Raw genomic sequence first — 13972 nt, forward strand, 5'->3', positions numbered from 1 at the left:
GCCCTTGATCACCGGGCAAACTCGACGACGGCTTCGATCTCGACGGTGATCTGGCGCGGCAGCGATCCCATGCCGACGGCGGAGCGGGCATGGCGCCCGATTTCCGGCCCGAACAGCTCGACGAACAGGTCGGAGCAGCCGTTGATCACCTCGGGATGATGCTCGAATTCCGGGACGGCGTTGACCATGCCGAGCAGCTTGACGATGCCGGTGATGCGGTCGAGGTCGCCCAGCGCCTCCTGCATCACCGCGATCAGGTTGATCCCGGTCAGCCGGGCATGGCGATAGGCGGCCTCGCGGTCGACGGTGGCGCCGACCTTGCCGCGATGCAGGGTGCCGTCGGCCTCCAGCGGCCCCTGCCCCGACAGGAACAGGAGCTGGCCGGAGATCCGGTGGGTCTCGAAATTCGCGACCGGCGGCGGCGCCTTGGGCAGCGTGATGCCGAGCGCGGCAAGGCGGTCGTAGACGTTGGGCATGGTCAGTCCGTGGTCGTGTTCGTTTGATCGTTCAGTTCGGCATCGCGGATGCAGGCGACGAAGCGCCCGGGCTCGCGCTCGGCCAGCGGCGGCACCGCCTGGGCGCAGGCTTCGACCGCCATCGGGCAGCGGGTGCGGAAGACGCAGCCGGAGGGTGGCGCGATCGGGCTGGGGATGTCGCCCTTCAGGATGATGCGGTCGCGCTTGGCCCGCGGGTCCGGCACCGGCGCGGCCGACAGGAGCGCCTTGGTGTAGGGGTGGCGCGGCCGGTCGTAGACCAGGCGGGTCGGCCCCTTCTCCATGATCCGGCCGAGATACATCACCACGATCTCGTCGCAGAGATAGTCGACCACGGCGAGGTCATGGGCGACGAACAGCAGGGTCAGGCCGAGGTCGCGCTGGATGTCCTGGATCAGGTTCAGCACCTGGGCCTGGACCGAGACGTCGAGGGCCGAGACCGGCTCGTCGGCGACGATGAAGTCGGGCTCCACCGCCAGCGCCCGGGCGATGCCGATGCGCTGGCGCTGGCCGCCGGAGAATTCGTGCGGGAAGCGGCGCTGGTGGTCGGCGTTGAGGCCGACCCGCTCGAGCAGTTCGCCGATGCGCTGGCTGCGGCGGCCCTTGGCCAGGCCGTGGGTGTCCAGCGCCTCGCCCAGGATTTCGGCCACGCTCATCCGCGGGTTGAGGCTGGCATAGGGGTCCTGGAACACGATCTGCATCCGCCGGCGCCAGGCACGGAACGCGCGCTCCGGCAGGGCGGTGATGTCGGTGCCGTCGAACATCACTCGGCCGCCGGTCGGCTCGATCAGGCGCAGGATGGCGCGGCCGGTGGTGGTCTTGCCGGAGCCGGATTCGCCGACCAGCCCGACGATGCTGCCGCGGCGGATCGACAGGCTGACATTCTCGACCGCGCGGACGACGCGGCCGCCGCCGATCGGGAAATGCACCGACAGGTTCTGCACGTCGAGCAGCGGCGCGGCGGGATCGGCTTCAGGTCGGAGGGCGGCGGCGGTCACAGCAGGTCGGTCCTCCGGCAGCGGGAGCGGTGGCCGGCCTGCACCGCAGCGAGGTCCGGCACCGTGGCCTCGCAGGCATTCTCGCTGAAGGGGCAGCGCGGCGCGAAGGCGCAGCCGGGCGGCAGGGCCATGACGCTGGGCACCGTGCCCGGGATCGGCTGCAGCCGGGCGTCGTCATGCAAGCCGCCGGTGCGGGCGTTCGGGATGCAGGACAACAGGCCGCTGGTGTAGGGGTGGCGCGGCCGGTCGAACAGGTCGAGCACCGGCGCCTCCTCCACCACCCGTCCGGCATACATCACGGCGACGCGGTGCGCGATCTCGGCCACCACGCCCATATTGTGGGTGACGAACAGGATCGACATGCCGATCTCGGCCTGCAGCCGGCGCAGCAGGTCCAGGATCTGGGCCTGGATGGTGACGTCCAGCGCCGTCGTCGGCTCGTCCGCGATCAGCATCGACGGGTTGCAGGACAGGGCCAGCGCGATCATCACCCGCTGACGCATCCCGCCCGACATCTGGTGCGGATAGTCGTTCAGCCGCGACGCCGCCGCCGGGATCTCGACCAGATCCAGCATCTCCCGGGCGCGCGCCATCGCCCTCGCCCGGCCGGTGCCCTGATGCAGTTGCACCGCCTCGGCGATCTGGTCGCCGATGGTGAACAGCGGGTTCAGGCTGGTCATCGGCTCCTGGAAGATCATCGCGATCTCGGCACCGCGCAGCTTGCGCAGCAGCGACTGGGATGCGTGCGTCAGATCGTGCGTCGTGCCCTTGCTATCGCGGAAGCGGATGGCGCCGCTCTCGATCCGCCCCGCCGGCTTGGGCAGCAGCCCCATGATCGACAGGCTGGTGACCGACTTGCCGGAACCGCTTTCGCCGACGATCGCCAGCGTCTCACCGCGCGCCAGGTCGAAGGTCACGCCGTCGACCGATTTGGCGATGCCGTCCCGGCTGTGGAACCAAGTCCGCAGATCCTCGACCGCCAGAACGATGTCGCGGCTGGACGCACTCATCCGTGCACTGCCGGATCGAACAGCCGGGCCGCCTTGACCGACTTCGTGCCCAGCACGGCATGGCGCGGCGTGAACAGCTGGTCGAGCGTGGCGCTGTCGCCGGAGGAATCCGGCAGTGTCACCGACGCATCCTCCAGCCCGAAGACGGTGAGATCCGCCTCGGCCCCGACCCGCAGATTGCCTTCGGCCGGCAGCCCGACCACGGAGCGCGGGCGGGTGCTGGCGGCGGCGACCACCTCGGCGAAGGGCATGCCGACGGCCAGCAGCTTCGACATGGTGGTCGCCATGTCCCAGACCGGGCCTTCGATCGAGCGCAGATGCAGATCGGTGGAGATCGAGAACGGATGCAGCCCGCGCTCGATCCCGGCCCGCGCCACCTTGAAGGAGAAGGAGGCGCCGCCATGCCCGACATCGAGCCGCACCCCGGCCGCCGCCACCTGCTTGGCGATGCCGAACAGCTCCTCATCCTCCAGGATGTTGCCGCCCGGCTTGCCGTGGAAGCAATGCGTGAGGACGTCGCCGGGGGTCAGCACCGCCAGCACCTCCTCCAGCAGCGGCGGCGGCTCGCCGACATGGACCATCAGCGGCAGCTTGGCGATCTTCGCCACCTTTTTGGCGATCTTCACCGGGGTGATGCCCCAGGCGCCGGTCACGGTGCTGCAGGCCCGGCACTTGATGCCGCGGATGATGTCGCGGTTGGCCTCGATCACGGCCAGCGTGCGAGTGATGTCGATCGAGCGCTGGTCGATCAGCTCGCTGACCCGGTTGCAGGCGACCAGGCCGATCGAGCCGATGTTGAGGAAGGCGACCACCCGCTCCGCCGCCGGCTCGGCGATGAACTCGCGGAAGCCGACGAAGTTGCCCTCCCCGGCCGATCCGGCGTCGACGATGGTGGTGACGCCATGCGCCAGCCCGCCCTGGGACGGGCGGATCGAGATGTCGGTGCCGCCGTGATAGACATGGGCGTGCAGATCGGCCCAGCCGGGCGACACCCAGCCGTCCCGGCCGTCGACGATCTCGGCCCCAGCGGGGGCGTCGATCCCCTGCCCCGCCCCATTTTCTTTCAGGGCGGCAACGCGGCCATCGGCGATCAGGACGTCGATCGGGGTGTCACCGGAGTGATCGGGGAAGCCGACCGGGCGGGCGGCACGGATCAGGACGGGCATCACAGTTCCTTGCGCAGGCGGGGGTCGAGGATGTCGCGCAGGCCGTCGCCGACCATCTGCAGCGACACCACCGACAGCACGATGGCGAGGCCGGGGAAGACCATCATCCAGTCGGCCGAGCCCATATATTGCTGGCCGGAATTGATCATGGTCCCCCAGGTGGGGATTTCGGGCGAGACGCCGACGCCGAGGAAGGACAGGCCGGCCTCGGCCAGGATGGCATAGGCGAAGATGAAGGTGCCCTGCACCAGGATCGGCGACCACAGGTTGCGCAGGACATGGGCGGTGACGATCCGCCAGGTCGAGACGCCCAGCGCCCGCGCCGCCTCGACGAAGGGCAGCTCGCGGATCACCAGGGTCGAGGCGCGGACGATGCGGGCCAGGCGCGGCGTGTAGACGATGCCGAGCGCCAGGATGACGTTGACCAGCGACGGCCCCAGCGCCGCGACCAGCGAGATCGCCAGCAGGATGTCCGGGAAGGCCATCATGGCGTCGATCACCCGGGCCACCACCTTGTCGGCCGGCCGGAAGAAGCCGGCGACGAGGCCGAGCACGATGCCCAGCACCGAGGACAGGATCACCACGGCGAAGCCGACGAACAGCGACAGCCGGCCGCCATAGACGGCGCGGGTGAAGACGTCGCGCCCGAACTCGTCGGTGCCGAACCAATGCGCCGCGCTGGGCGGCTTCAGCCGGTTCACGATCGACAGCTTCTGCGGCGCGTAGCCGGTGATGTAGGGCGCGAAGGCTGCGGCCAGGACCAGCACCACCAGGATGATCAGGCCGATCATCGCGGTCTTGCGGCGGACCAGAAGGCGGGCGAGCTTCATGCGCTCGCCGGCGACCGAGATGGAGGCGGTGGCGGCCATCAGGTGCGCACCCTGGGATCGACGAAGAGATAGAGCAGGTCGATGACGAGGTTGATCAGCACGTACAGCGCTGCGATCATCAGCAGCGCGCCCTGGATCACCGGATAGTCGCGCCGCAGCACGCCGTTGACCACGAGGTTGCCGACCCCCGGCAGGCCGAACACCGTCTCGGTCACCACTGCGCCGGAGACCAGCAGCGCCGTGGTCAGACCGATCACGGTCAGGATCGGGATCAGCGCGTTCTTCAGCGCATGCTTCAGCACCACGCGCCACTCCGGCAGGCCCTTGGCCCGGGCGGTGCGGACGTAGTCGTCGTTCAGCACGTCCAGCATGCTGGCCCGGGTGAAGCGGGTGATCAGGGCGGAGTTGACCAGGCCGAGCACGATCGCCGGCAGCACCAGATGGGTCATGCGGTCGAGGAAACTGGCGCCCGGCCCGCCATAGCCGGCCACGGGGAACCAGCCGAGCTTGACCGAGAAGATCTGCATCAGGATCAGGCCCAGCCAGAAGCTGGGAATGCTGGCGGTGAGCATCGACACGGTCAGCACCGACTGGTCCAGCAGCGAGCCGCGCCAGACGGCGGAGGCGATGCCGACCGGCAGGGCGATGGCGACCGCGATCAGCATCGACAGCAGGGTCAGCATCAGCGTCGGCTCGGCCCGGTCGCCGATCGCCTCCAGCACCGGCTGGTTCAGGAAGATCGACTGGCCGAGGTCGCCGACCGCGATCTGGCCGAGCCAGGTGACGTATTGCACCGGCAGCGGCTGGTCGAGGCCCAGCTTGGCCCGCAGCTCGACGATGTCCGACGGCTGGGCGTCCGGCCCCAGCATCACCGCCGCGGGATCGCCCGGCGTCACCCGGATGATGACGAAGACGACCGTCGCCACGATGAACATCACCGCGACCATGCCGATCAGGCGATTGACGATGTAGGAGAGCATGGCGGTCAGTCGTAGGTTGGGTTCGCGACAGCGAACCCAACACGGGGCGGGGCGGCGGGATGTTGGGTTCGCGAGGGCGAACCCAACCTACGGGGCGCCTTGGTCACTTCTCGACGTAGGCGTTCCAGAAATACGGCCACGGGGCCGGGGTCACGCCCTGCAGCGCCTTGGACTTGGCCGAGAGGGCGTTGAAGTCGCCGACCTTGATCAGCGGCACCTCGTCGGCCATCACCTGCTGCACGCCGGCCCAGAGCTTCACCCGCTCCTCCTGCGTCAGCGCCTGGTTGAAGGCGCCGACCGCCTTGTCCTTGGCCGGCGTGTCCCACCAGCCGGGCGAGCCCTTGGCCAGGGCGCCGATCAGCGCCGGCTCCGGCAGGAACGGGCTGTGGCTGATGTAGATCTCCCACAACGCCGGATCGGTCCGGCGCTGGGTCAGCGTCGCCCAGTCGGTGACGTCGACCTGGACCTGGAAGCCGGCGGCCTTCAGGTACTCCGCCGCCACCAGCGCCATCTTGTAGTGGAACTCGTATTGCCGGCTGGTCAGGATCCGGATCGGCGTCTTGCCGTCATAGCCGGCCTCCTCGAGCAGCTTCTGCGCGCCCTCGGCATCGCCCTTGTTGTAGACCTCGGTGCCGACCTCGGTGCGCCAGGGAAAGCCCTCCGGATACATCGCGGCGTCGAGGGCGTAGAAGTCGGTGCTGCCGAAGGCGGCGGCCAGCATGTCCTCCTCGTTCAGCGCCAGCTGCACGGCCTTGCGCAGCTTCAGGTCGCTGAGCAGGCCCTGCTTGGTGTTCATGACGAAGACCGGCCAGCCGAAGGGCTTCAGGATGATCGGCTCCGACGCCCCGGCCTTGATCTTGTCGACGGCCTCGACCGGCAGGGAATCGGTGTAGTCGAACTGACCGGCCACCGCGCCCTCGACCCGGGTGTTGGCGTTCGGCACCGGGGTGAAGCGGATCTCGTCGAGATACTGCTTGCGGGCGCCGCCATAGCCGTTCGGGTCGCCCTCGCGCGGCTTGTAGCCGTCGAAGCGGACCAGCTGGATGTACTGGTCGGCCACCCGCGCCTTCAGCATGTAGGGGCCGCTGCCGACCGGGTCCTTCATCTCCGGCGCGATCTTCTCCGACGGCACGATCACCGCCGCGCTGTTGTTGAAGGCCAGCAGGGCCAGCAGCGGCGCGAAGGGCTGCTTCAGCGAGATCTTGATGGTCGAGGCATCGACCTTCTCGATCGCCTCGATGTTGCCGGCGGCCAGCTTTCCGCGCGACGCCACTTCGGTCCACCGCTTCAGTGAGGCGACGACGTCGTCGGCGTCCAGCGCCGAGCCGTCGTGGAAGGTCAGGCCCTGGCGGATCTTGATGGTGTAGACGCGGCCGTCGGCGCTGATCTCCGGCATCGCATCGGCGACCAGCGGCGTGACGCCCCAATTGGCGTCGAAGGTGTAGAGCGTCTCGAAGATGTGCTGGGTGATGATGCCGACCAGGTCGGCGGTGCTGACCATCGGGTCCAGCGTCGGCGGCTCGCCGATCGTCGCCACGGTGATCGTCCCGCCCTTGGCCGGCGCAGCCATAGCGCCCGAGGATATCGGCAGGATCGCGAGTGCGATCAGGCCCAGAATTCCCGACGTCATTCGCAGCATTGACTCCCCCTGTCGTGAGCTTCTACTATTCCGTTATTAAGAAACATCATCTTCCGTTGCGGAATACGCTAGGACCATCGCGACGGGGACGTCAACCCCATCCGATCGAGGCGAGCGGCGGAAACGCTCGGCGATTGACCGCAATGCAAGGCAAAGCCTAGCTTCAGACAAACGAGAACTATACCACTCGGCCGGAGCATCGGCCGGGAGAGACGGGACGGGGATCATGGCGGAAGCAGCGGTGGCCAAGGCCGAGAGGGCAAGCGAGCGCAGCCGGGTCAGCGGCATCGAGCGCGCCGTGCAGATCTGCGATCATCTGCTGGCCATGGGCCGCCCCCTCACCGCCTACGACGTGTCCAAGGCGCTGGGCGCGCCGATGTCGACGATCTACGGCGTGGTCGATTCGCTGCTGCGCCAGGATCTGCTGTCGCGCGACGGCGACGGACTGCTGTGGTTCGGCCCCCGCCTCTACCATTACGGCCTGGCCTATGGCCGCAGCCTGAACCTGCTGGAGACCGCATCGCAGGAGATGCGGGAGCTGAGCCGGCTGCTGGGCGAGACGGTGCAGGTCTGCGGCCGCGACGACGGCCATATGGTGGTGCTGGCGATGGCCGAGCCGGCCGGGCATTTCCGGGTGTCGTCCAAGATCGGCACCCGGGTGCCGCTGAACTGGACCGCTTCCGGCCGGCTGCTGATCGGCCACCTGCCCTGGGCGGAGCGGGTCGAGCTGATGCGCCGGGTCGCCCTGCCCTCGCCCACCGGCATGGCCGAGACCGACCCGGAAGCGCTGTGCCGGATCGCGGAGAGCGCGCTGACCGAGAAGCTGGCGATCCAGCTCAGCGAATCCGACTTCGCCGTGGCCTGCATCGCCGCGCCGATCTGCGCCCCGAACGGCGATTGCGACGCCACGATCAGCGTCGTGCTGCCCGAGCAGAAGGCGCGCGAGCGCGAGCGCACCTACAGCGTCGCGGTGCAGGAAGCCGCGAGCCGGATCGAGCGGCTGCTCGGCTGGACCGCCTGAGGCCTATTCCATTCGAAGCGCCTGGCTCCCGAAATTTTATCGATCCTCTTGGCAGGCGATGCCCAACTGAGGATTCTTTGCTTCATCACAAGCCTTCTCGGAGCAGGGAGCGTATTCATGGCCACTTTTACCGGCACCAATGGTGCCGAAGTCCTACCCGATCTGATCATCGGCCCCGTCCAGGGCATCGGCAACGACTTCGTCGACGCGCTCGGCGGCGATGACGTCGCCATAGGCTGGTCCGGCGACGACGTGATCCGCGGCGGCGCCGGGGCGGACGTGATCATCGGCGGCCTGCTCAACGCCGCCGGCATCATCACCCTCTCGGGCATCGATGCGTCGGACTACACGACCTCGGTCGACGGCGTGACCATCGACCTCTCGGTGATCCTCAGCCTGACCCTGCCGATCCTGGGCATCAACATCCAGCTCACCGGCGCCTCGCAGGGCTTCGGCGGCGACGCGCAGGGCGACTGGCTGGTCGGCATCGTCAACCTGCTCGGCTCCAACACCGGCGGCGACAACCTCACCGGCAGCGCCGCCGCCAACACGCTGGCCGGCCAGGGCGGCGACGACACGCTCGGCGGCGAAGGGGGCAACGACATCCTCCTCGGTGGCGTCGGGGACGACGTGCTGATCGGCGGCGGCGGTGCCGATTCGCTGCAGGGCGGCGCCGACACCGACACGGCGGACTATTCCGGTTCCGCCTCGGCCGTCACCGTCGACCTGACCACCGGCACCGGCAGCGGCGGCGACGCGCAGGGCGACACCCTGACCGGCATCGAGAACCTGATCGGGTCGTTCGGCGACGACAGCCTCACCGGCGACGCCGGCAACAACACGCTCATCGGCGGCGCCGGGGCCGACGCCCTCACCGGCAATGGTGGCGTCGACACGGCCGACTATTCCGGCTCCAGCGCCGGCGTGACCGTCGACCTGGCCGCCGGCACCGGCACCGGCGGCGACGCCCAGGGCGACACGCTGAGCGGCATCGAGAATCTCAACGGCACGGCCTTCACCGACCATCTATACGGCGACGCCTCGAACAACCTGATCCTCGGCCTCGACGGCGACGACACGATCCGCGGCGGCGCCGGCACCGACGCCATCGACGGCGGCCCCGGATCGGACTTCGCCAACTACCAGGGCTCGTCGGCCGCGGTCGACGTCAACCTGCTGACCGGCGTCAACACCGGCGGTGACGCCGCCGGCGACACGCTGGTCAACATCGAGAACCTGTACGGGTCGAGCCACAACGACACGCTGACCGGCGACAACGGCCGCAACATCATCGGCGGCGAGCTCGGCGATGACACGATCGTCGGCAATGCCGGCGACGACTCGCTCGCCGGCGAGGGCGGCAACGACACGCTCGACGGCGGTGACGGCAACGACCGTCTCGTCGGCGGCGACGGTACCGACATTGCCGATGGCGGGGCCAACAACGATTCCATCGACGGCGGCACCGGCGACGACACCATCAATGGCGGCGCCGGGGACGACACCCTCACCGCCGGCGCCGGGGCCGACACGGTCAACGGCAATGACGGCAACGATATCCTCCACGCGGGCGAAGGGGCCGACCACATCGACGGCGGTGCCGGCATCGACACCGCCTACTACATCAACAGCACCGCGGGCGTGACCGTGGACCTGGGTGCGGGCATCGCCTCCGGCGGCGACGCCGCCGGCGACACGCTGGCCAATATCGAGCAGCTCCACGGATCGAGCCTGGCCGACGCCCTGAGCGGAGACATCGGCAACAACCGGCTCTGGGGTTATGGCGGCGACGACGTGCTGACGGGACGCATCGGGGCCGACACGCTGAAGGGCGGCGCCGGCAACGACAGCTTCGTCTACACCTCGATCGCCGATAGCACCGTGGCCGCATCCGGCCGCGACACGATCGAGGACTTCTCGACCGGCGACCGGATCGACCTGTCCGCGGTCGACGCCAACGGACCGGGCGATGCCTTCGTCTTCGGCACCGGCAATTTCACCGGCACTCTGGGCGAATTACGGGTGGTGGCGTTGTCCAACGGCTACCAGGCGGTCTATGGCGACACAAACGGTGACAAGGTCGCGGACTTCGCCATCGTCGTCCTGTCCGACCACGCGCTGACCGCCGGCGACTTCGTGCTTTGAGCAGCGAGCCGGACCGAGCAGCCGGACGACCCAAGCCGTTGGGCTAGCGGCGCCGGGCTGCGAGGTCGCGGGCGACCGGGTCCACTGTCTGGTCGAAGGCCGCGGCCTCCGCCACCGCGGTGCGCAGCGCGCGCCGCTTCTGCGCAACATAGGCCGCACCGGTGATGCCGGACGGGGCGGCCGGGTCGTCGTGGCGGAAGGCCCGCTGCGCCCGGCTGGTCGCCTGCGCCACCTGCTTGGCCCGCCCCACCTGGCGTGTGAAATCGCGATCCATGGCGATCTCTCCCTTGGTTCTGGGATGCGGCGGCAGCCGCATCGACGTCGGTGATCGGAAAACGCCGATAACCGCGGCGGTGTTCCTACGGGATCATGTCGAAGGCAGAACGTCAATGGCCGCCCCCGGATGGGCTTGGGCGAACCCGAGCGTCAGCTGCCCAGCTTGTCCTGGTCATGGCGCCATTGACATTTGTTATTTTGCACAACCGTTTATTTGGAACGACCGTCGTGTCAATGGCAATCGTTTGCCGACGACAGATGATACCGATCACATCATAGTTAACATAATTTCATAATCACTTACCATATCGTCATACAATTATGGGTTGATTGCGCTTCGGTCGGCCGCCGATCGCATTTTTGTTGAACATTGCGAGAAGAAGTGACCAACTACGGCGCCCACTTCATATCGGGCCCAGATCATAGTGGGGAGGAATATTCATGGCCACTTTTACCGGCACCAACGGCGCCGAGATCATACCGAGCCTTCTCCTCGGTCCAGTCCAAGCCCTCGGCAACGATTTCGTCGACGCGCTCGGCGGCGATGACATCGCCATCGGCTGGTCGGGCGACGACGTGATCCGCGGCGGCGCCGGGGCGGACGTGATCATCGGCGGCCTGCTGAACCTGGCCGGCATCATCACCCTGTCGGGCGTCGACGCGTCGGACTACACCACATCGGTCGCCGGCGTGACCATCGACCTGTCGACCCTCGTCAACCTGACCCTGCCGATCCTGGGCATCAACGTCCAGCTGACCGGCGCCTCGCAAGGCTTCGGCGGCGACGCCCAGGGCGACTATCTGGTCGGCATCGTCAACCTGCTCGGCTCCGACACCGGTGGCGACAACCTCACCGGCAGCGCCGCCGCCAACAACCTGAACGGCCAGGGCGGCGACGACACGCTCGACGGCCAGGGGGGCAACGACACCCTCATCGGCGGCGCCGGGGACGACACGCTGGTCGGCGGCGGCGGTGCCGATTCGCTGAACGGTGGCACCGGCTTCGATACGGCGGATTATTCCGGCTCCGCGACGCCCGTGACGGTCAACCTGCTTACCGGCACAGGCACCGGCGGCGACGCGCAGGGCGACACCCTGACCGGCGTCGAGCGCGTGATCGGGTCGGCCGGCAACGACACCCTCACCGGCTCGGCCGGCGACGACACCCTCATCGGCGGCGCCGGGGCCGACGCGATCAACGGCAATGGCGGCGTCGACACCGTCGACTACTCCGGCTCGAGCGCCGGCGTGACCGTCGACCTGACCGCCGGCACCGGCGTCGGCGGCGACGCCCAGGGCGACACGCTGACCAACATCGAGAATGTCGACGGCACGGCGTTCGTCGACCACCTGTACGGCAATGCCTCGGACAACACCCTCAACGGCCGCGAGAGCGACGACACGCTTCGCGGTGGCGCCGGCGCCGATGTGCTGAACGGCGACGCGGGCTCGGACTTCGCCAACTACCAGGGCTCGGCGGCGGCGGTCACCGTCAACCTGCTGACCGACACCGCCAGCGGCGGCGACGCCACCGGCGACCAGCTCAACAGCATCGAGAACCTGTACGGCTCCAGCAACGACGACTTCCTGACCGGCGACAACGCCCGCAACATCATCGGCGGCGAGCTCGGCAACGACACGCTCGTCGGCAATGCCGGCGACGACTCGCTCTCCGGTGAGGCCGGCAACGACAGCCTCGACGGCGGCGACGGTGCCGACCGGCTGGTCGGCGGCGACGGCGTCGACGTCGCCAGCGGCGGGGCCAACAACGACTCGATCGACGGCGGCACCGGTGACGACACCCTCAATGGCGGTGCCGGGGACGACACCATCTCGGGCGGCACCGGCATCGACACGATCAACGGCGATGACGGCAACGACTACATCGAAGGCGGGGCCGGGGCCGACACGATCAACGGCGGCGCCGGCATCGACACGACGTCCTATGCCAATTCTTCCGCGGGGGTGGTCGTCAACCTCCAGGCCGGCACCGGCGCCTTCGGCGATGCCGAAGGCGACAGCCTGGTCGGGGTCGAGCAGGCGATGGGGTCGGGCTTCAACGACGTTATTGCCGGCACCGCGGGCAACAACACGCTCTGGGGCCTGGCCGGAAACGACCAGCTCTCCGGCGGAAACGGTGCCGACACGCTGAAGGGCGGCGCCGGTAACGACACCTTCGTCTATACCAGCATCGGCGAGAGCACCGTGGCGGCGGCGGGCCGGGACACGATCACCGACTTCACGACCGGCGACCACATCGACCTGTCCGTGATCGACGCCAATAGCGACGGCCCGGGCAACACCGCCTTCACCTTCGGCACCGGCGCCTTCACCGGCGCAGCTGGCGAGATCCGGGTGGTGACCCAGCCCAATGGCTACCAGGCGGTCTATGGCGACACCACCGGCGACAAGGTCCCGGACTTCGCCATCGTCGTCTTTTCCGACCACGCGCTGACCGCCAGCGACTTCGTGCTCTGAGTCCCCTCGGGCACACCCCCCATCCTGCCTCCGGGCAGGATGGGGTCTTTTTTTGTCCGCTTCCCGCCGCCGCGACGATATGGGCGGCTTGGCCCGGGCCGGTTCGGCGGCGATACTCGGTTGCGGGGAAGCCGGCACCGACCGGCCGGAACAGGCGGACCAGGATGCGGCTCACATCGGCTCTGATCGCGGGCGCGCTCCTCGCCCTCTCGGCCCTGGCCGCTTCGGCGGCCGCACCGCTGCTGCCCGGTTTGGGCCCCGACGACCGGCGCATGCCGGTGGACGGCACCGCCGCCCCGTGGCGCAGCCTGACCAAGGTGCAGACCGGCATCGGCGGCCGCTGCACCGGCGCCCTGATCGGCCCCCGCCGCGTGCTGACCGCGGCGCATTGCCTGTTCAATCCGCGCACCCGCCGTTTCCTGCCCGCCTCCTCGTTGCATGTGCTGTTCGGCTACGAGCGCGGCGAGTTCATCGAGCACACCCTGGTCACCGAGGTGATCCACGCCGACAGCTACGACCCGTTGCGGCCGCGCGAGGAATATGCGGCGGACTGGGCGATCCTGGTGCTCGCCGCCGATGCCCCGCCCCAGGCGCCGCCGCTGGTGGTGTCGGAATCGGTGCCCTCGCCGGGAACGGCGGTCGTGCTCGGCGGCTACAGCCAGGACAAGGCGCAGATCATCACCGCCGACACCGCCTGCATGGTGCTGGGCACCGACCGCACCACCAAGGGGCCGGTGCTGATCCACGACTGCAACGGCACGCGCGGCACCAGCGGCAGCCCGCTGCTGGCGCTGCACGACGGCGACTGGCAGGTGGTGGGCATCGCCGTGGCCGGGTCGACCGACCGGCTGACCCTGAACTTCGCGGTCCCGGCCTCCGCCTTCGCCGCGGCGCTGCGGTAGCGGACCTGCCTTCCCCGGGACCAGGCCTTCGGC

At 68.8% G+C, this 13972-nt stretch carries 12 protein-coding genes; 4 read left to right on the top strand and 8 right to left on the bottom strand.

Going from position 1 to position 13972, the window contains the following annotated elements:
• Window positions 1–8 precede the first annotated feature (8 nt).
• The 7 genes from AB4Z01_RS13275 to AB4Z01_RS13305 form a co-directional block, all read right to left on the bottom strand.
• A complete protein-coding gene (locus tag AB4Z01_RS13275; RefSeq protein WP_441694302.1) occupies window positions 9–476 on the bottom strand; it encodes a RidA family protein in 468 nt (155 codons plus the stop codon).
• A 2-nt stretch (window positions 477–478) separates the two neighbouring features.
• A complete protein-coding gene (locus AB4Z01_RS13280) occupies window positions 479–1492 on the bottom strand; it encodes an ABC transporter ATP-binding protein (RefSeq protein ID WP_441694303.1) in 1014 nt (337 codons plus the stop codon).
• Window positions 1489–2502: an ABC transporter ATP-binding protein gene (locus tag AB4Z01_RS13285; RefSeq protein WP_441694305.1), complete on the bottom strand. Its 1014-nt coding sequence runs from the start codon at window positions 2500–2502 to the stop codon at window positions 1489–1491. The genes AB4Z01_RS13280 and AB4Z01_RS13285 overlap by 4 nt, the downstream gene beginning before the upstream one ends.
• Entirely contained in the window at window positions 2499–3668 is a 1170-nt protein-coding gene (locus AB4Z01_RS13290; RefSeq protein WP_441694307.1) for an amidohydrolase/deacetylase family metallohydrolase, read from the bottom strand. The genes AB4Z01_RS13285 and AB4Z01_RS13290 overlap by 4 nt, the downstream gene beginning before the upstream one ends.
• Window positions 3668–4537 (bottom strand): ABC transporter permease, encoded by an 870-nt coding sequence (locus AB4Z01_RS13295; protein ID WP_441694309.1) that lies wholly within the window; start codon window positions 4535–4537, stop codon window positions 3668–3670. The genes AB4Z01_RS13290 and AB4Z01_RS13295 overlap by 1 nt, the downstream gene beginning before the upstream one ends.
• Window positions 4537–5478: an ABC transporter permease gene (locus AB4Z01_RS13300; protein WP_441694311.1), complete on the bottom strand. Its 942-nt coding sequence runs from the start codon at window positions 5476–5478 to the stop codon at window positions 4537–4539. The genes AB4Z01_RS13295 and AB4Z01_RS13300 overlap by 1 nt, the downstream gene beginning before the upstream one ends.
• A gap of 103 nt (window positions 5479–5581) precedes the next feature.
• The gene (locus tag AB4Z01_RS13305) at window positions 5582–7108 is read right to left on the bottom strand and encodes an ABC transporter substrate-binding protein (RefSeq protein WP_441694313.1); all 1527 of its coding nucleotides are present in this window, start codon (window positions 7106–7108) and stop codon (window positions 5582–5584) included.
• A gap of 235 nt (window positions 7109–7343) precedes the next feature.
• Between AB4Z01_RS13305 and AB4Z01_RS13310 the strand changes: the two genes are divergently transcribed.
• Together AB4Z01_RS13310 and AB4Z01_RS13315 are read left to right on the top strand one after the other, a co-directional pair.
• Window positions 7344–8138, top strand: a complete 795-nt coding sequence (locus AB4Z01_RS13310; RefSeq protein WP_441694315.1) for an IclR family transcriptional regulator — start codon at window positions 7344–7346, stop codon at window positions 8136–8138.
• 117 nt (window positions 8139–8255) lie between these two features.
• The gene (locus AB4Z01_RS13315) at window positions 8256–10283 is read left to right on the top strand and encodes a calcium-binding protein (RefSeq protein WP_441694316.1); all 2028 of its coding nucleotides are present in this window, start codon (window positions 8256–8258) and stop codon (window positions 10281–10283) included.
• Window positions 10284–10326: 43 nt separating this feature from the next.
• On the opposite strand, the gene AB4Z01_RS13320 is transcribed toward AB4Z01_RS13315, so the two are convergent.
• A complete protein-coding gene (locus AB4Z01_RS13320) occupies window positions 10327–10557 on the bottom strand; it encodes a hypothetical protein (RefSeq protein WP_441694318.1) in 231 nt (76 codons plus the stop codon).
• Between the two features lie 443 nt (window positions 10558–11000).
• On the opposite strand from AB4Z01_RS13320, the gene AB4Z01_RS13325 reads away from it, so the two are divergent.
• Window positions 11001–13037: a calcium-binding protein gene (locus AB4Z01_RS13325; RefSeq protein ID WP_441694319.1), complete on the top strand. Its 2037-nt coding sequence runs from the start codon at window positions 11001–11003 to the stop codon at window positions 13035–13037.
• Window positions 13038–13201: 164 nt separating this feature from the next.
• Window positions 13202–13939, top strand: a complete 738-nt coding sequence (locus AB4Z01_RS13330) for a trypsin-like serine peptidase (RefSeq protein ID WP_441694321.1) — start codon at window positions 13202–13204, stop codon at window positions 13937–13939.
• Window positions 13940–13972 lie beyond the last annotated feature (33 nt).

Source organism: Inquilinus sp. YAF38, assembly GCF_052113205.1.
Lineage (GTDB): Bacteria > Pseudomonadota > Alphaproteobacteria > DSM-16000 > Inquilinaceae > Inquilinus.

What these genes read in the sequence shown, in the direction of transcription:
- AB4Z01_RS13300 (WP_441694311.1), bottom strand. Translation starts at nt 5,478, where the DNA reads ATGCTCTCCTACATCGTCAATCGCCTGATCGGCATGGTCGCGGTGATG.
- AB4Z01_RS13330 (WP_441694321.1), top strand. Translation starts at nt 13,202, where the DNA reads ATGCGGCTCACATCGGCTCTGATCGCGGGCGCGCTCCTCGCCCTCTCG.
- AB4Z01_RS13305 (WP_441694313.1), bottom strand. Translation starts at nt 7,108, where the DNA reads ATGACGTCGGGAATTCTGGGCCTGATCGCACTCGCGATCCTGCCGATA.
- AB4Z01_RS13295 (WP_441694309.1), bottom strand. Translation starts at nt 4,537, where the DNA reads ATGGCCGCCACCGCCTCCATCTCGGTCGCCGGCGAGCGCATGAAGCTC.
- AB4Z01_RS13285 (WP_441694305.1), bottom strand. Translation starts at nt 2,502, where the DNA reads ATGAGTGCGTCCAGCCGCGACATCGTTCTGGCGGTCGAGGATCTGCGG.
- AB4Z01_RS13320 (WP_441694318.1), bottom strand. Translation starts at nt 10,557, where the DNA reads ATGGATCGCGATTTCACACGCCAGGTGGGGCGGGCCAAGCAGGTGGCG.
- AB4Z01_RS13315 (WP_441694316.1), top strand. Translation starts at nt 8,256, where the DNA reads ATGGCCACTTTTACCGGCACCAATGGTGCCGAAGTCCTACCCGATCTG.
- AB4Z01_RS13325 (WP_441694319.1), top strand. Translation starts at nt 11,001, where the DNA reads ATGGCCACTTTTACCGGCACCAACGGCGCCGAGATCATACCGAGCCTT.
- AB4Z01_RS13275 (WP_441694302.1), bottom strand. Translation starts at nt 476, where the DNA reads ATGCCCAACGTCTACGACCGCCTTGCCGCGCTCGGCATCACGCTGCCC.
- AB4Z01_RS13310 (WP_441694315.1), top strand. Translation starts at nt 7,344, where the DNA reads ATGGCGGAAGCAGCGGTGGCCAAGGCCGAGAGGGCAAGCGAGCGCAGC.
- AB4Z01_RS13290 (WP_441694307.1), bottom strand. Translation starts at nt 3,668, where the DNA reads ATGCCCGTCCTGATCCGTGCCGCCCGCCCGGTCGGCTTCCCCGATCAC.